This window comes from Curtobacterium sp. 9128, assembly GCF_007673775.1.
Taxonomy (GTDB): Bacteria; Actinomycetota; Actinomycetes; order Actinomycetales; family Microbacteriaceae; genus Curtobacterium.
The window spans coordinates 266465-282803 of the sequence record NZ_VEAF01000003.1; the positions used below are offsets into that span (position 1 = coordinate 266465).

A 16339-nucleotide genomic window follows, 5' to 3' on the forward strand; every position below is an offset into this window, starting at 1 on the left:
GGGGATCTTCTCCCGCTGGAAACACCGGCGAAACACGCCGTCGCGGTGTCACCGGCGTCAGGCGCTGGAGTGGAGGCCCAGGTCCAGCTGGACGCGCGGCGGCGCCGTGGCCGGTCCGCGTCGTGTCACCGAGAGCGCCGCTGCGAGGTTCGCGCGCTGAACGGACTCGACCGCGCTGAAGCCCTCAGCGAGGCTGGCGATGAACGTCCCCACGTGGCAGTCACCCGCCCCGGTCGTGTCGACGGCTCTCCGAGGACCGCCGGGTACCGGCACGTGTCGACCGACACCGTCCGTCTCGGTGACCAGCCAGCAGCCGTCCGGACCGGTCCTGACGATGATCCCGGCGAGGGAGGGGTGGTCGCGCAGGAGCACCTGCGCCGCCGCCGCGGGTCCCAGACCGGTCATGAGATGCGACTCGCGTTCGTTCAGCGAGAGCCACGTCGCCCGTCGGAGGACGGGTTCGAGGAGGTGTGGTCGGAGTGAGGCCACGAGGGGGCCCGGATCGAACACCGTCGTCACACCGTCGGGGAGTGCCGTGAACCACCGTGCGGCGGTTCGCCCGTGGGCGAAGGCGAGCTCGTACCCCGACAGGTACACGACGTCGCCCTCGTCCGTGACGACGCCGTCCAGGTCGTCGTCGGTGAGGGAGCCGTCGACCCCGGGGACGGTGACGTAGGTACGTTCCCCGGACGCGTCCACGAGACCGATGCAGAACCCGGTGTCGCCGTCCTCGGTGGGGGGCAGGAGGAGCTCGATGTGTTCCGCGTGGAACGCGCCCCGGATCCTGTCACCGTTCGGTCCCGTTCCGTGCCGACCGACCAGGCCGGCGCGCATGCCGTGACGCGCTGCCGCCGCCAGCACGTTGAACGCACCGGCCGCCGACGTCTCGGACGCTTCCGCGAGGACGTCTCCGCCCTGCTCCGGCAGCGCCGGGACGAAGGCGACGACGTCCACCGCGGCGCTGCCGACGACGAGCAGCCGCCTCCCCGCCGTCGGCGTCAGCGCGCGCCCGACTGGGGGAGGTGTGACTCAGCGCCCTCGTACACGACGCCCAGGGGCCGGACGTCGACGGATCGGCGCCCGTCCTCGACATGCCCGGCGACGAGCGCGGGGAGGCCGACCGACTCGGCCGCTTCGACGATCGCGCGACCGCCGCCGGGCTCGACGATCACGACCATGCCGACGCCCATGTTCAGGGTCGAGTAGGCGTCACGCTCGTCCATGCCGGCTGCGTCCGTCAGGATGCGCAGGGCTTCGGGCACCGCGGGGAGGTCCTCGATGACGTACCGCACCTCCGCGGCGCTGCGCATGACCTTCACGAGGCCGTGCCCGGTGATCGGGTTCAGGTACTTGGGCCAGGCGTCCCGCTCGTGCAGCGCGCGCACGAACGGCGCGTAGATGTGCGTCGGTGTCAGCAACGCCTCGCCGAGTGTCTTCCCGTCGGACAGTCGTTGACTCCAGGACAGTTCCGTCGAATCGACGATGTGGCGCGCGAGCGAAGCGCCGTTGGCGTGGAGTCCGCTGCTCGCGACGAAGACGATCTCGTCACCGGCTGCGATCCGGTCGCCGAGGACGGCACGTCGTCCCTTCGGTACCTTGCCGAGCGCGCACCCGGCGAGTTCGAGCGCCCCGGGCACGACGACGCCGGGCAGCGCGGGGGACTCCCCGCCGCCCCAGCTCGCTCCGGCGAGCCGGCATCCCTCGGCCCATCCCTCCAGCAGTGAACGTGAACGATCGACGTCGGCGTACCAGTTCGCGTCGCCCGTGGCGAAGTACGCCAGCACGGTGACCGGGAGTGCGCCGACGGAGACCAGGTCGTTCACGATGGCGGCGACGGCGTCGATCGCGATCGCGGCGAAGTGGTCCTCACCGGTGGCGTCGAGGTACTCCTGCGCGAGCAGCGCCTTGGTGCCGAGGCCCTCCATGACGATCCCGAGCTGCTCGTCCCCTGTCTCGAGGACGTAGGCAGTCGTGCCTCGAGCGCCCGCGAGTTCGGACATCCCGGAGCCCTCGAGCGAACCTGCGGAAGCAGCGGCAGTCGTCACCGCCATTTGTTTGACGACGTCGAGGACGTCGTAGTCGACTCCAGCGTCCCGGTACAGATCAGCCACGGGTCTTCTCCTCGAGGGTTGGGTTGTCCGACGCTAGCAGCCGGCTGATCGCGCGTCGATCGACCTTGCTGCTCGCCGAGAGGGGCAGTGTCGGCACCAGGACGATGCGGACGGGGACGACGGGCAGAGCGATGCGGTCTACCAGCCGTGCGCGGATCTCGCGGCCCGTCATGTCGACCGCGTCGTCGAGGACGACGACGGCGCCGAGGCGCTGCGCGGAGCGCGCGTCCGTGAAGACGCCGACGGCGCAGTCAGCGATGCCGTCGAGCGACCGGACGGCCTGTTCGACCTCGCCGATCTCGACACGGTGCCCGGCGATCTTGACCTGGTCGTCGTCGCGACCGACGAACTCGAGACAGCCGTCCTCGCGTCGGCGGACGACGTCCCCGGTCCGGTAGGAACGGGCGCCGTTCCCGTCGAGCACGAACCGCTCGGCCGTGAGCGCCGGACGACCGACGTACCCGGTGGCGATCCTCGCACTGCTGATCCAGAGCTCCCCGGACTCGCCCTGGTGCACATCCGCTCCTGAGGGGTCGGTGATCCGTGCCGTGGTATCGGGCAGGATGTTGCCGATGCTCGTCCAACGTGCCTCCGTGGTGGCCAGGACGTCGATGCGTTCGAACGTGGCGACGATCGTGCACTCGGTCGGCCCGTACATGTTGACGACCTGCGGCGGCTCGCCGGGAACACGCCGGCACCAGGTGCGGGTCGCCTCCAGGTCGAACGCCTCTCCGCCCGTCACGAGGAGACGGCAGTCAGGCAGCCCCGAGCCGGTTCCTCGCTCGGCGTCGACGAGACGGCGCAGCACGGACGGTACGAGGTGCAGCACGCTGACCTGTTGCGTACGGAGGAAGTCGAGGAGCCTGTGCGGGTCGTGCACGACGTGGTCGTCGGCGACCACGAGGCAGGCGCCTGAGGCGAACGCATTCCACATCTCCCAGATCGAGTAGTCGAACGCCGGCGAGTGCACCATGGAGAACACGTCGTCGGGCCGGTACGCGAACTCGGACGTCGACCACTCGAGGAGCGATTCGAGGCTCCCCCGCGAGATCTCGACTCCTTTGGGCTCGCCGGTCGTACCGGAGGTGTAGATGACGTAGGCGGCCGTCTCGGCGAGCGGCCCCTCCACGTCGGTGAGCCGGCGAAGTGCGAACTCGCTCCCCGGCTCGATGAGCGCCCCGGCCCCGCTGTCAGCGAGCACGAAGTCACGGCGCGCAGCGGGCATGTCGGGGTTCACCGGGATCCAGGCGAGGCCGGCGTCGACGACGGCGAGGATGCTGATCACGGTCGTCGCCGACCGCTCCGCCATGACCGCGACGCCCGCGCCCGGCTGCAGCTCGAGGGCGCGGAGCGCTGCGGATCGTGCCCCGACCACTTCGGACAGCGCTTCGTACGTCCAGGTGGAATCGCGGGTCCGGAGCGCCGGACTCGTGGGACGTGCGCGGGCCTGTTCCCGGATGATCTGCGGCAGTGCGACCGAGGGGAGCGTGCTCACGTCGTCGGCTCGTCTCGGAGACGGCCGAGGGCCTCGGCCATCTCCCGCGGGGTGGACAGGGCGTAGAAGTCAGCCATCTCGGGTTCGATCCCGAGGTCGCTGTGCGCTCGTTCCGCGATCTCCTCGGCGGCGAGTGAGTCCCCGCCGAGCTCGAAGTAGTCACTGTCGACGCTGACCGGAGTGTCGAGGACGTCACTCCAGATCGCGGCGAGTCGGGAGGCTTCCGCCGTGTGCGGGTCAGTGGTCAATGGAGGTGCTCCGTTCTGTCTTCTGTGGGGCGTCGGGAACCCGGAACGCGGCGGTCGCGGCGACGGCGCCGGCTGCGGCGACCGTTGCGGCCACCACGAACCAGACAGGCGCACCGTGTGTCACGCCGAGTGCGGCCGTCGCGGGCATCACCGCAGCCACGATCTGTGCGGCGAGGCCGAACAGCGCGACGTCCTGAGCCTGCGAAGTGTCTCTGGCGATGTCGTAGGACATGGCCCAGGCTCCGGCGGCGGCCAGGACTTCGGCGCTCGTCGCGAGGAGCGTGATCAGTCCGATGCACACGGTGGCGCCGGCAGGGCCACCGTGCGTCGCGAGCGGGAGCAGCGACAGCGCTGCTGCCAGTGCGCCGGCGGCGAGTGCGTTCGCGGTTGCCCCCCGTCGGAGCGTGTCGACCCGGGAGGCGGCGCGGCGCTGGAGTGCGATGGAGAGCACGGCGTTCAGCACGAAGACCCCGCTGATGGTCCAGACCGGTGCCGCGGTGTTCCGCGTGATCTGCAGCGGCAGGCCGGTCTCGAGTGTGCCGGCACCGACACCGACGACCACCCCCGAAGCGAGCGCGAACAGCGCGAAGCGCATCTGACCGGCCGGCCGGGTCCGTTGCGGCGACGGGTCGGTGGTCGACAGCCGCCCCGCCCGCCCGCCCGGGAGCGTCAGCGTCGCGACGGACACCCCGAGGAACGACACCGCGTTCACGACGACCAGGGTCTGCAGTGCGGGGGTGGTGTCGATGGCGAGCGGGACCGACGCGACCAGCGCACCGACGGCCGCACCGATGTTGAAGCTGTTGCGGAGGGACGCCCTGGCGACCACACGCTGTGGTGCCGGCGTGAGGAGGAACAGCAGCCGGAGCTGTGCAGGCCGCGCGGCAGCTTCACAGCTCGCAGCGATGACCACGATCACGAAGTACGCGCCGAGCGAGTCCGCGGCGGGCAGGACGGCGAAGACGATGACCCTGGCGACACCGCAGAGCAACAGCAGCTGTCGGGGGCTGCGACGATCCGCGTAGCGACCTGCAGGGACGGTGACGAGGATGCCGGCCACGACCGCTGCGGAGGCGGTCACGCCGATGGCTCCGGTGCTCTGGCCGAGGACGTCCGATGCGTAGACGACGGAGCCGGTCAGGAACGCACCCGTCCCGACGGCGTCGACGAAGGAGATGACGATCAGGGTCCGCAGCGGTCCCTCTGCCCGAGGACGTCTCATGCGTTCTCCCTGCGGGCTTCTGCGAGGAGCGCTGACAGCCCGTCGTTGAAGGACCTGACGGCAGAACGCACCGCATCGCGGTCGTAGGCCGCGGTCCGGTACAGCACGTCGACGCTCACCACGTCGCCCAACGACACGTAGACGCACAGGTCCCGACGGGTCGCGTCGTCGGGCGGCACGATCTCGGACGCGGCTCCGCGCGGTGTCGCCGACCGGGCGCGGCGCTCGTCGACGACGGTGAAGAGCATCGTGTACGGGGCGTCCCGTCCGAGCACCTCACGCGCGACGGTGTCGACGTGCGCTCGCTGGTGGTCGGCTCCGGCGAGGATCTCGTCGCGGATCGTGTGGACCCGTTCCGAGGCGGACGCCCCCGGTGGGATCACCGGTGCGAGCAGGAGCGCGTTGGCGAAGTAGCCGACCGAGGTCCGAGCCTCGCGCGGGCGGCCGGCGGTGTGTGTCGCGATCACGGGCCGTCGGACGTGCGCCAGCGCGGACCCGGCCCAGGCCGCCATCGAGATCGCAGTCGCGGTCGCTCGGAGGGCCCCACCTGCCTGCCGGAGCTCGGCAGGCGAGACGTCGAGCTCCCGCTGGTACCAGGACGCCGACGGACGTGCGTCGTGCACGCCGGGGGTGCGGCCGACGATCCCGGTGGACCACTCTGCCTCCTTGATGCGTCCGAAGTGCGAGGCGTACTCGCTCCGGGCCGTCGGCCACCACTCCTGCTGGGCGACGGCGAACTGTTCGTAGTCTGAACTCCCCGTCGGCTTCCGTCCGGCCAGCACCGCTCGGACGTGGTCCGTGATGACGCTCTGACTGACGCCGTCCGTGACGAGGTGGTGCACGGCGACCCAGAGCACCGCTCCGGCGTCGACGACGCCGGGCGCCAACACGAAGCTCCGCAGCAGGGGTCCCGTCGAGTCCGCCTGCAGCGACCCGAGACGTTCCCGCGCCTCGTCGACCGTCGTCACGGTCACGATCGGCGCCGGGGGAGCGTCACGCTCCACACCGTCCTCACCGCTCGTGTACCGCAGTGCGCTGTGCGAGCCGACCAGAGAGGTGATCGCGTGCTCGGCGCGGGAGACTTCGTCCTCGGTCGGGAGGGGGAACGTGAGGTGCTCCCAGTACATGCGGAGCCCACGGCCCACGGTCGCGGTGAAGTCCGTCATCGCCTGCTGCTGTTGCGACAGCACGGCGGCGGTGGTCATGCTCGCGCAGCGGCGGACAACGCCGCCGCGGTGTGGGCGCGCAACGGCTCGGTGACGGCGGCGACGTTCCGCGCGACGTGGTCGGCGTTCGTGGTGCCGACCAGCGCTCCGGTCACGCCGCGCTGCGCGACGACCCACTGCAGCGCCGCATCGACGAGTTGCACGTCTCCCTCCGTCGCTGCAGTCGACAGCGCCTCGAGCCGCTGGTCGATCCCCGTGCGAGCCTCCGGCGCGAAGAAACGGAGGTAGTTCTCGTCGACGAAGAAGTCGTCCCGCGCCACCGCGCCGCCACGCCAATCGTCGTAGTGGCGGCGCTGTCGCTCGGCGAGGAGTCCGTATGCGAGGGTGCCGTACGTGACGATGCCGGTCCCGTACTGGGTCGCGCTGTCGACCTGGTCGTCGTACGTGTCCAGGTCCAGCAGGCTCATCGGCATCTGGAGGACGTCGACCGGTGCGACCGACCGGCAGAGCGTGACGTCCGCGGAGCCGTAGTTCGACAGCCCGATCGCGCGGACCAGTCCCTCGGCCTTCAGGTCGTTCATCGCTCCCCACGTCTCCGCGAGGGGAACGACGTCCGATGGCCAGTGCAGCAGGTAGACATCGACGTGGTCACGACCGAGGCGTTGGAGGCCGGCCTGGAGCTCGCGACGCATGCCGGCAGCTGTGTAGGCGTCGTCCGGCTCGGGAGCGAGCTTCGTCGAGACCTGGACATCCGGGTGGTCCGCCAGGACCTGGCCGACGATCGCTTCGGAACCGCCTCCACCGCCGTACACGTGCGCGGTGTCCACCCAGTTGACGCCGAGGTCGACGGCGCGGGCGAGGGCGCTGGCAGCCGCGTCGGCGTCGACCTTGCCCCACGTCGTCCCGCCCCCGATCTCCCACGCGCCGAACCCCAGGGTGGTCAGTTGCACGCCGGAGCGACCGAGGGGCCGCTGCTCGATGGTGTCCGCCCGGCTCACGTGAGCACCGGAACCGGGAGTTCGAGCGCGCGTTCCCATTCGTGGCCCTCCCCGTCGTCGCGCGCGGTGAGGCACGCGCTGAGGTGTCGTGCGTAGGCGTCCGCGTGGCTCGCGACGTGCGAACGGACGGCGTCTCGCGCGTCCCGGCTGATCTGCCTGCTCCACTCGAGTGTCGCGAGACGCTCGGCCAGGAGCCTGCCCCAGCCGTTCAGGCGACACTGACGCTCGACCGAGTGCGTGCCTCGGAACTTGTACGCCACAGGGAACCGGTACATGAGCTCGGCGAACTGGAGAGCGGTGAGGAGCTCGGCCAGGTCGTCCGCGCGCCGCGTGAGCTCGGCCACGCCGAGTACCGCATCCACCGCGGCCTCCGAGGCGAGGTAGACGTTGCCGACGAAGACACCCGAATCCCGGCACGCTGAGTCGAACGCGTCGAGTGCGATGACGAGTTGCGCGACCGCGTACAGGGGCGAGTCCTCCGCGGGTGGCGCGGCCCACCGCGCTTCGAGTTCGGCGACCAGGTCGTCGCCCGACTGGTCCGTCTCGAGCCGGGCGTCCGGGTCGGAGAAGGACCGGAGACGGAGGGCGGCTGCCGAGCCGTCCCGATCGGGCAGGAGGAGGTCGACACCGTCGACTTCGTCGAGCGTGAGTATCCGGAGGTCCGGACGGACCTCTCGGAGCGGGACACGGAAGGTCATGCGTTCTCCAGACGGTAGTTGCCGATGGTCCGTCCCGCCGCTTCGAGGAGCTCCTCGGGAAGGGTGAGGCCAGGTCGGGCGATGAGGACCACGCTGCAGCGCATCAGGTCGTCGACGGCCACGAGCCCACGCGCACGGAGCGTGTCGCCGGTCTCCACGCAGTCGATCGCCGCGGAGGCGAGACTCGGGACGTACGTCTCCGTCGATCCGTGCGTCGGGATGACCCGGACCGCGTTGCGCGTGTGCTGCGCGATGTAGCGGCGAGCGAGGTTGGGGTACTCGGACGCCACGGTCACGCCGGAGACCGGTGCGTCGAGATCGAAGTCGGGATCCCGAGCGATCAGACTGAGCCTGATCGAGTACCAGTGCAGGTCCAACAACTCGTCGACGACAGCACCGGACTCCGCGATCCACTCCTCGCCGGTGACACCCGCGTCGAGGTGACCCGTGGCGACCAGACCCGGGATGTCCTGCAGCCGGAGCGAGTAGACGACCGCGTCGATGCCTGCAGTCGCGATGGCTGCGGCCAGGTGGGTGGAACGTTCTCGGAGCCTGCCCTTCGGCAGGCCGATCCGGAGCCCGGTCACCGGACGGCACCGTAGGGACGGAGCTCACCGTACGCGGTGCGTTGCCGACGGACCTCGGCACGGACAGCGGCCTGGAGCGCGCTCTCCACGTCGACCCCCGTGATGTTGCCCAGGCAGTACACCCACGCAGCGAGCTGCCCCAGCTCCTCCGCGAGTCGCTGCGGAGACTCTCCCCGTCGCGCCGCCTGGGCGTACTCGCCGAGCTCCTCCATGGTCCAGGTCAACGCCCTGTCGAGCTCCAGACGCCCGTACACGGCGTCGATCGCGGCCTGCGTCCTCGATGCTGATGCACCCCGGAGATGGAGAGCAACCGACGTCGGTTGGTCGTCCCCGGCCCCGTCGTGGTCGAGCATCTCGCATGCGCGAGCCTCGTCGTCCTGCGCAGCGACGACGACGTCACGGTCCCACGCCAGGTCTGAGTACACGGAGATCGCGTCCTGACGCGCCTGGACATCTGCGAGCAGATCGAGGCCCTCGTCCTCGCGACGCGACATCGCCAGCAGGAGAGCGGCCGCTTCCTTCTGCGGGAGGAACCGCGGCTCTCCGGCCCGCCGCAGGGTCAGCACGAGTGGACCACCGGAGCGGAGCAGGTCCTCGGCGGTCGCCCGCACGGAGCCTGCTTGCTCCACCAGGGACACTCGCGTGTAGCGGAGCCCGCCCGTGGTGGAAGCCGTTGCAGCCCAGACCCACCGATCGGCTGCGATGGCGGGAGTCGGTTTCGACGATGGTGCCGAGAGCATTGCCACTGTGGTGACTCTTTCGGTCGGTGGTGCCTCATCCGGTCAGGTGCTGCGCCGCCTCCATCGCGGAAACTCCGATGGTAAACGTTTGCCCTCACTAGGATGAACGGGTAGCGATCGGCTTGTCAAGACCGCTGGACCCGGTGCATCCTCGTTCAGCCCGAGGGCTGCACCGATCCAGGAGGCACGACGCCATGGCGAGCACCGAGCTGTCACGAGCGAGCATCAAGGACGTGGCACGAGAAGCCGGAGTGTCGACGGCGACGGTCTCCCGCGTCCTCACCGGTGCTCGCGCAGTTCGCGAAGAGTCCGTCCAGGCGGTGACCGACGCCGTCCAGAAACTCGGGTACCGTCCGAACCAGCTCGGCCGTGCGCTGCGGCTCCAGTCGACGGCGACGGTCGGCATGGTCGTGCCCAGGGTCGACAACCCCTTCTTCCCAGCGATCATCCAACGCGTCGAACAGCAACTGCACGACGCCGGGTTCGAGATGTTGCTGTGCACGTCGAACGACGACCCGGACCTCGAGTCGGAGAAGGTGCGAACCCTGCTCGGACGGCAGGTCGACGCGCTCCTGATCAGCGCATGTGATGCCGTCAAGAGCGGCCCGATCCTCCAGGAAGCCTCGCGACGTGTGCCGGTCGTGCAGATCGACCAGGTGACCGCCGATTGGGAGGGGGACTTCGTCGGGGTCGACGACGACGGCGGGATCCGGGCCATCGTGGAGCACCTGCGTGGCAGTGGTCGACGGCGCCTGGCCTACATCGGGTCCGGCGACGAGAACTCCTCGGGAGCGGCGCGCAGTCGGGCGTTCCGAGCCCTCGTGCCCGGCGCGCCGATGCGACTCGGTGCGTTCAACGCGCAGTGGGGGGAGACCGCTGCCATCGATCTGCTCGATGGAGATCACCCACCTGACGCGATCGTCTGTGGCAACGACATGATCGCGCTCGGAGCACTGCGAGCGTGCGAGGCCAGGTCCGTCCGGGTGCCGGACGAGGTGTCCGTGACGGGGTTCGACGACGTCGAACTCGCCGCAGTCCTCCGACCTGCGCTGACGACGGTCCGGCAACCCGTGCAGGGCCTCGTCGACGAGGCGGTTCGGCTGATCGTCGAGCGCACGACGGGTGTGAGCCGCCCGGGCGTCCGCGTGACGTTGCAGACCGAGCTCGTGCAACGGCAGAGCGCCTGAGGGGCGCCGGCCGGTCCTACTCCGCGGCCAGCGTCTCCCGAGGGCTCTCGCCGAACCGCTCGCGGTACTGCACCGCGAACCGGCCCAGGTGCACGAAGCCCCAGCCGCGCGCGACCTCGCCCACCGACGTCTCGCCGACGCGTCCGGCTCGGAGCGCGTCGCGGGCGGCCTGCATGCGCACCTCGCGGAGGTAGTTCATCGGCGTGGTGTCGAGCACCCGGTGGAACGCCTCCTGCACCCCGCGCACGCTCAACCCGCACGCCGCCGCGATCTCCTGGACCGTCAGGTTCTCGGCGGCGTGCGCGTGCACGAAGTCCACCGCCGCGCGGAGGCGGACGTTGCCGGCGGCGGCGAAGGCGTCCGTGATCGGTTCCGCACGGAAGCGGTAGAGGTCGAGCAGGCGCCGAGCGACGTCCCGCTTGGCCTCGTGCCACGCCAGCGACGTCGGTCCGGCGCCGCGGAACGCCGCGACCGCAGCGGCGACCGCCTCCCGCCAGGCGGTGATGGCCGCCGGGGGTGGGCTCACCTCGCGGTCGAACGTGACCGCGCCGGTGACCAGGTAGCGCTCGGCCGCGACGTCGAGGAGGAGCGTGCGGCTGATGTGCACCAGCCGCTGGTCCCAGTCCTGGTACTCCATCTCGAAGCGCTGCTCGACCGGGAAGAGCGTCGGGACGCCGAGCTGCAGGTGCTTCTCGTTCTGGCCGACCTCGATGCGGGCGGTCCCGGAGTCGATCCACTGCACGACGACCTCGCCCTCGACGGCGACGTCCCCGCGCAGGTAGCCGTGCATCTGCGAGCGGCGCACGCTGAGGTCCGCGTCGCCGATCGCGACGTACCGGTACCAGTAGTCGTCGGCCAGGTGCCGGGAGTACCAGCGGCGCCCGGCGTACATCCCGGCGAGGTCCGTGATCGCGCCGTCCGTCTCGACGCCGGCGACGGAGACCAGCGGCGTCGGGGCAGCGCGGTGGTCCGACTCCGCGGCGTGGCCCGCTCGGTCCGTGCTCACGTGCCCTCCGAGAACTCGACGTCGGTCTCTGCGCGCTGCGCCTCGCCGTCCTCGACGACCCGGCCCAGCGGCCTCCCCCTCTGCGGAGGGTACCGCGACCGACGTCGTCCGAGGCCGGAACCTCCGCAGAACGCGGATCCGACAGTGATGGGGTGGCGGTACGGGGAGGACGGCGGTGAGCAGCGACCGGTTGCCGGCGCTGGCTCGTTCGACCTGCGACTGCTGTCCGTACGATCCTTCGGCTTCAGTACGTCATCGGAACACTCGGCTCACCCGGAACGCGGACGTCCCGATGAGCGGTGCTGCTGCCAGCACGATGATCCACATTCCGAAGCTGTCGAGGTGTGTGAGTCCCCCGACCAAGCACACGAGCCCGAAGACGAGTCGGAAGGCGAACCACACCCCGCGCTTGGGACGATCGTTCTGCTGCGAGCGCGTCCGGCCTCCGGCGAGTTCGTGGAAGAAGCGCCCACCGACGACGGCAACCGGGATCGTCGCGAACAATCCCGTGACTGCACCTTGCGTGAGCACGTCGAAGAACCCACCCCAACCACTGGCCGATCCGAGCACGCTGAGGATGCCGAAGAGCAGGAGGGCTCCGACGATGGGCAGTGCGATGGCGTCACGGCGCTGCGATCGGCTTCGCGCGCGGAGCGCAGGCAGCGCCTCGAACACCGCTCGCACTTCGTCGGCACGTCGCTGCAACGCAGCATCGACCATGCTTCCGTCGTGGTGTTCCGGGAGGTCTGCCGGTGGCTGCGGCTGCACGGTGAGTCGAGCACCAGTGGCCGTGACGGCCGTGCGGGCCTGCGTGACGACGCGGGCGTGGTCTGCCCCGGACCGTCGCCGCCGCGTTGACGCTGCTTCGGCCGAAGCGAGCCGCTCGTCGGCCTCCTGACGCAGCCGTGCTTCGTGCTTCCGCAACTCCATCGGCACGACGACGAGGGTCGCAGATGCTGCGGCAGCAGCACTCCGGAGGTCGGTCGCGTCGAGATCAGGCATCTGCGGCTCCCGTCAGGAACGGCTCACCGGGACGTCTCGCCTCGGCGAGTACCTCGAGTTCCGAGTCGGTGGGCAGCGTGTACGGCACGACTGTCCGAGTCGTGTTCGCGTCGTCCGCAGTCCAGGTCACGATGCGATCTCCGTCCGGCTTCGTGTGACGGGGGAGGGAGAGGGTCTGGCGATCGGTGACGCTGACGTCGACCTCGATCTGGGTCGCGAACAGCGGCAGCACCTTCGCGACGCCGTTGACCGGCTTGGAGAGGGCTCGGGTCACCAGGTCGGAGAAGGCTCGAACCCAGATGATCGAGTGGACTCCGCGCGCCGGACCTGCGTGGAGCACGTTCTCGAGGACCCCCGTCGGGTCGAACTGATGAACGTCGAGCACCACGAGGAGACGATCGCGCTCGAGCTCACCCTCGGCGATGGCCGAATCGAGTTCGGCGACGAGGAGGGACACCTCATCGCCCCAGATCCTGAGCGGGATGTCGGTGGCTGCTGCGTACCGTCGGAGCACCTCGGTCGCCTCTGCGATGCCGTCGATCTCCTCAGATGCAACGACGTCGATCTGCACAGGTCGCCTCCCGGAGGTCGCGCCGATGACCATCGGGACGACCGTTCGGCCGGCCAGTCGCGCGTCCCCGCCGAGAAGGACGGCGTTTCCGCCCATGCGGCGCCGGAGCAATGGACCGGACGGCACATCGATCGTGGTCGGAGCGCCGACCCAGGTCCGGCGTTGCAGCGGTCGCGCTTCGAGCGCTGCGAGGAGTGGATCGCATGTCGTGACAGGGTCTCCCGCAGCGTCACCGAACACGAAGCGTTCAACGACGGGAACACCGATCAGCCCGCGGCCCCGTGCCTCATCCGCGAGTTGGGCCACGCGGGAGGAGCGGTCCTCGCGTGGTTCGAACGCGACCTGGACGAGCTGCGGCTCGCCGCTGTCGTCGCCGAGACTGCGTTTGACGTACGCCTGGCCTGCGCCGGTCAACCGAGCTGCTCGGTGGTCTCCGCCGAGCATCTGTTCGCTCGTTGCTTCGTCAGATCGGAAGGCAACACGGAGCCCGAGGTTGTCGAAAAGGGCCTTGTTCTCACCGCGCGCGCCGAGTCCCGCGGTCGACTGCGTCGCCAGCACGAGGTGGATACCGACCGATCGGCCCTGCTTGGCGATGTCGGTCAGGTAGCGAGCGGCGGTCTCGCGGTAGCGGTCGTCGGTGAGGAGGACGTGGAACTCGTCGAGGACGGCGACGTATCTCGGAAGTCGCATGATCGGGTCGAGGCCGACGAGGTTGGCCAAGCCGTGCTGCTTGAGGAGCAGCGCGCGGCGTCGCATCTCGGCGTCGAGGTACTGCAGGACGGAGACGTACATCTCGACATCGGACTCGACGGCGACGACTCGAGCATGCGGGAGCCCTGAGCGCCCCGTCCGCGGATCGTGCGCGTACATGCCCATCTCGACGCCGCCCTTCCCGTCGACGAGGAAGAACTGCACGTCGTCTGGCGAAAAGCGCTCGGCGAGACCGAGGATGAGTGCGTGGAGCAGGCTCGACTTACCGGAACCGGTCTGCCCGACGACGAGCGCGTGGACGTCTCCGCCCTCGATGTGGAAACCGAGGTCGACGCGCTCCTCTCCTGCCATGCCGATCGGCGTCGTCGCCGCTGCGGCGGGTCGACTGGCCCAGCGGTTGCCCGAGGCGTGGAGGAGGTCGAGATCGATCCGCCGCTGCGAGAGTCGTTCCTTGTAGTCCCCGACGACGGCGTCGAGAGCGCGGTGGATGAAGGAGGTGACCGGTCGATCGTCGAGGCGAACGGGTATGCCGACACCGTCGCGGTGGATCACCGCGCCGTCTGCCCCGACCGTCACCTGGACACCCCCGTCCGGGCGGAACGGCGTTCCGTCCAACGAGACCGTGATCACGTGCAGTCCAGCCGCGTGGCCCGTGCGGATCAGTCTGGCGAGCTGCGATGACGCCCGCTTCTCCAGCCCTCCCGGGTTGATGACGACGACGAACCGATGCGCTTCGGGGAGCAACGACTTCGCGAGAGCCGCTCGGTTGTAGTCATCGATGTCCGCGTACGCGCCCCGCAACTTCGTGGTGGTGATCTCGGCGACGATCATCGACAGCTCGTCGAGCTGGTTGGCCGTGGCGTTCTCGGTCACGGTGGTCTTCGGGACGACGGCGCTCCGACCCGGCGAGAACGCGGCGACCAGACGCCCGTTGCCATGCGTGTCGACGCTGTGGAGCACGGGGTCGGACGTGGTGAGGAGTGCCCGCAGCAGGAGCGAGTCGAGGAGTCCCGCAGCGTCAGCCTCGGCGCCGACGCGAACGGCCAGGTGGATGTGCTGCTGCGCAGGGTGGTCCAGCAGAGCCGCTGCCGAGGTGCCGGTGACGGTACCGATCCGGACCAGCGCTCCCGGACGTGATCCCGGGGGTTCAGCGTGGAGACCATCGGACCAGATCGGATGTGTCCAGGTCGACGTGAGTCGTTCTCCGAGGGCTTGGACGATGCCCGCCAGTGCGATCTCGGCATCGCCCGTCCGGCTCGCCGCCGTCGCGCGAGCAGACGCGAGCGCCGCATCGGTCTGGGCTGCCGTACGTCGAGCGGTAGCGGCGAGCGACGCGCGTTCGATCTCGTCCAGTCGCCCGGCGAGCCAGAGCACCTCGGCGGATCGTTCATCGAACCAGCGCACCGCACTGTTGTGGTCCGTGGGGTACGACGCGCGCATCACGAGGAGTAGTCGTCGAGCATCGAGGCCTTCGTACGGACTTGCTCCGCGAGGGAGCTCGCGGTCTCGGCGGGATCGATCGATTGGAGCATCTGCGCCACTTCGCCGTCCGTCGTGTCGAAGAACGAGTCGTCCCATGACTCCTGCGCGGCTGTGCGTGCGCTCTCGAGCGTCGACTTCGCGGCCTCGATCTCTTCTGCGAAGGTGTCGAGTGCGTCCGCGTAGGTGCGGAGCGCTTCGGGATCGGCGTGGACAGCCATGGTGGTTCCTCCAGTTGTGGGGGGCGTTCCTGATGCGAGTCCAGCGGCGCCCCCGGCCGCCGTACCCGGAGCCGAGCTGGTGCTCGGTCCGCCCGCCACTGTCGGCGTGCCCGTCCCCGACGCCGCGGCCGTCCCCGCAGAGCCGCCACTGTCCGGAGCCGAGGCCGTCGCGGCTGCAACCACGCTGGCCACGCTCGCTCCGGCGCCCAGACCACTGATCGGCGCCGACGGCCCGGGCGTGGGAGCTCCTGGAGACGTTCCCGAGGTCTGTTGCGGGAGACCGGAGCCTCCGGTCGCCGATGGCGGTGGTGCCGTCAGCGTGTTCGTCGCCGCCGAGGCGGCGTCGAGTCCTCCCTGCCGCTTCTCCAGGTATGCGGAGAACCGTGACAGGGCGTAGGCCACCATCGGCGCGCTCATGCTGATGGCGATGACGGCGGTCGGATTCGACAGCGTGGCGAACTTCGCGAACTTCGGAGTGTTCCCGACGATGACTGATGCATGCTTCGCAACCTCGCTCAATGCACGGTTGCGCTCGGCCTTCGCGGCGGCCGTACCACTGTGATGCGAGAGCACGTTGGCGAGGTAGTGACTTGTCGCTCCGACGAGGCGTACGGCGCTGCTCAGGGTCTCCGGAGCCGCGATCGCCGCCTCGGCGATGTTCTTCACAGGGTCGAGGCTGAGTGCGTGGCGGACTCCAACCAGCGGGCCGTCCTCCGGCGATGCCTCGACGGTGTCCTTCGCGGCGGAGCCGAACCCCGTGTACGGCTCCGCGAGTTGGTCGACCCTGTCGGCCACCTTCGGGAGTGCTCGTCCTGCGCGGTCGAGGTGCTGTGCGGTCGTCAGCCGCATCGTGTTCGCGATGGACGCGGCTGCCGCGAGCTGTGTCGCGAGCGTCAT

Annotated in this window: 15 protein-coding genes; 1 reads left to right on the forward strand and 14 read right to left on the reverse strand. The window is 69.9% G+C overall.

Features of this window, described 5'->3' with window-relative positions; all coding sequences use genetic code 11:
• Nucleotides 1-57: 57 nt before the first annotated feature.
• Genes FS641_RS07510 through FS641_RS07555 form a run of 10 tightly spaced genes read right to left on the reverse strand, consistent with a single transcriptional unit; the run spans nucleotide 58 to nucleotide 9136 of the window.
• Nucleotides 58-1002, reverse strand: coding sequence for a PfkB family carbohydrate kinase (locus FS641_RS07510; RefSeq protein WP_144762232.1), 945 nt, complete (start codon nucleotides 1000-1002; stop codon nucleotides 58-60).
• The gene (locus FS641_RS07515) at nucleotides 999-2111 is read right to left on the reverse strand and encodes an AIR synthase-related protein (RefSeq protein WP_144762235.1); all 1113 of its coding nucleotides are present in this window, start codon (nucleotides 2109-2111) and stop codon (nucleotides 999-1001) included. Before FS641_RS07515 ends, FS641_RS07510 begins: the two co-directional genes overlap by 4 nt.
• Nucleotides 2104-3606: an amino acid adenylation domain-containing protein gene (locus FS641_RS07520; RefSeq protein ID WP_144762238.1), complete on the reverse strand. Its 1503-nt coding sequence runs from the start codon at nucleotides 3604-3606 to the stop codon at nucleotides 2104-2106. The genes FS641_RS07515 and FS641_RS07520 overlap by 8 nt, the downstream gene beginning before the upstream one ends.
• Nucleotides 3603-3854 carry an acyl carrier protein gene (locus tag FS641_RS07525; RefSeq protein ID WP_186317632.1) on the reverse strand — a complete coding sequence of 84 codons (252 nt, stop codon included), beginning with the start codon at nucleotides 3852-3854 and terminating at the stop codon, nucleotides 3603-3605. The genes FS641_RS07520 and FS641_RS07525 overlap by 4 nt, the downstream gene beginning before the upstream one ends.
• The gene (locus FS641_RS07530) at nucleotides 3844-5076 is read right to left on the reverse strand and encodes an MFS transporter (RefSeq protein ID WP_144762244.1); all 1233 of its coding nucleotides are present in this window, start codon (nucleotides 5074-5076) and stop codon (nucleotides 3844-3846) included. The genes FS641_RS07525 and FS641_RS07530 overlap by 11 nt, the downstream gene beginning before the upstream one ends.
• A complete protein-coding gene (locus FS641_RS07535) occupies nucleotides 5073-6281 on the reverse strand; it encodes a condensation domain-containing protein (protein WP_144762247.1) in 1209 nt (402 codons plus the stop codon). The genes FS641_RS07530 and FS641_RS07535 overlap by 4 nt, the downstream gene beginning before the upstream one ends.
• Nucleotides 6278-7240 (reverse strand): aldo/keto reductase, encoded by a 963-nt coding sequence (locus tag FS641_RS07540; protein ID WP_186317633.1) that lies wholly within the window; start codon nucleotides 7238-7240, stop codon nucleotides 6278-6280. Before FS641_RS07540 ends, FS641_RS07535 begins: the two co-directional genes overlap by 4 nt.
• The gene (locus FS641_RS07545; RefSeq protein WP_144762253.1) at nucleotides 7237-7938 is read right to left on the reverse strand and encodes a hypothetical protein; all 702 of its coding nucleotides are present in this window, start codon (nucleotides 7936-7938) and stop codon (nucleotides 7237-7239) included. The genes FS641_RS07540 and FS641_RS07545 overlap by 4 nt, the downstream gene beginning before the upstream one ends.
• Complete coding sequence (gene hisG / locus FS641_RS07550; RefSeq protein ID WP_144762256.1) at nucleotides 7935-8525, reverse strand: ATP phosphoribosyltransferase; 591 nt, start codon at nucleotides 8523-8525, stop codon at nucleotides 7935-7937. Before hisG ends, FS641_RS07545 begins: the two co-directional genes overlap by 4 nt.
• Nucleotides 8522-9136: a MazG nucleotide pyrophosphohydrolase domain-containing protein gene (locus FS641_RS07555; protein ID WP_186317634.1), complete on the reverse strand. Its 615-nt coding sequence runs from the start codon at nucleotides 9134-9136 to the stop codon at nucleotides 8522-8524. Before FS641_RS07555 ends, hisG begins: the two co-directional genes overlap by 4 nt.
• 323 nt (nucleotides 9137-9459) lie before the next feature.
• On the opposite strand from FS641_RS07555, the gene FS641_RS07560 reads away from it, so the two are divergent.
• Entirely contained in the window at nucleotides 9460-10452 is a 993-nt protein-coding gene (locus tag FS641_RS07560) for a LacI family DNA-binding transcriptional regulator (protein WP_144762263.1), read from the forward strand.
• Nucleotides 10453-10468: 16 nt separating this feature from the next.
• Here FS641_RS07560 and FS641_RS07565 read toward each other — a convergent pair whose 3' ends face one another.
• From FS641_RS07565 to FS641_RS18020, 4 genes are all read right to left on the reverse strand, one after another.
• Nucleotides 10469-11458: a helix-turn-helix transcriptional regulator gene (locus tag FS641_RS07565; protein WP_144762266.1), complete on the reverse strand. Its 990-nt coding sequence runs from the start codon at nucleotides 11456-11458 to the stop codon at nucleotides 10469-10471.
• Between the two features lie 252 nt (nucleotides 11459-11710).
• Nucleotides 11711-12460 (reverse strand): hypothetical protein, encoded by a 750-nt coding sequence (locus tag FS641_RS07570; protein WP_144762269.1) that lies wholly within the window; start codon nucleotides 12458-12460, stop codon nucleotides 11711-11713.
• Nucleotides 12453-15146: an FtsK/SpoIIIE domain-containing protein gene (locus tag FS641_RS07575; RefSeq protein WP_186317635.1), complete on the reverse strand. Its 2694-nt coding sequence runs from the start codon at nucleotides 15144-15146 to the stop codon at nucleotides 12453-12455. Before FS641_RS07575 ends, FS641_RS07570 begins: the two co-directional genes overlap by 8 nt.
• Before the next feature lie 35 nt (nucleotides 15147-15181).
• Nucleotides 15182-16339, reverse strand: coding sequence for a hypothetical protein (locus FS641_RS18020; protein ID WP_186317636.1), 1158 nt, complete (start codon nucleotides 16337-16339; stop codon nucleotides 15182-15184).

What these genes read in the sequence shown, in the direction of transcription:
- FS641_RS07530 (WP_144762244.1), bottom strand. Translation starts at nt 5,076, where the DNA reads ATGAGACGTCCTCGGGCAGAGGGACCGCTGCGGACCCTGATCGTCATC.
- FS641_RS07535 (WP_144762247.1), bottom strand. Translation starts at nt 6,281, where the DNA reads ATGACCACCGCCGCCGTGCTGTCGCAACAGCAGCAGGCGATGACGGAC.
- FS641_RS07545 (WP_144762253.1), bottom strand. Translation starts at nt 7,938, where the DNA reads ATGACCTTCCGTGTCCCGCTCCGAGAGGTCCGTCCGGACCTCCGGATA.
- FS641_RS07560 (WP_144762263.1), top strand. Translation starts at nt 9,460, where the DNA reads ATGGCGAGCACCGAGCTGTCACGAGCGAGCATCAAGGACGTGGCACGA.
- FS641_RS07570 (WP_144762269.1), bottom strand. Translation starts at nt 12,460, where the DNA reads ATGCCTGATCTCGACGCGACCGACCTCCGGAGTGCTGCTGCCGCAGCA.
- FS641_RS18020 (WP_186317636.1), bottom strand. Translation starts at nt 16,339, where the DNA reads ATGACGCTCGCGACACAGCTCGCGGCAGCCGCGTCCATCGCGAACACG.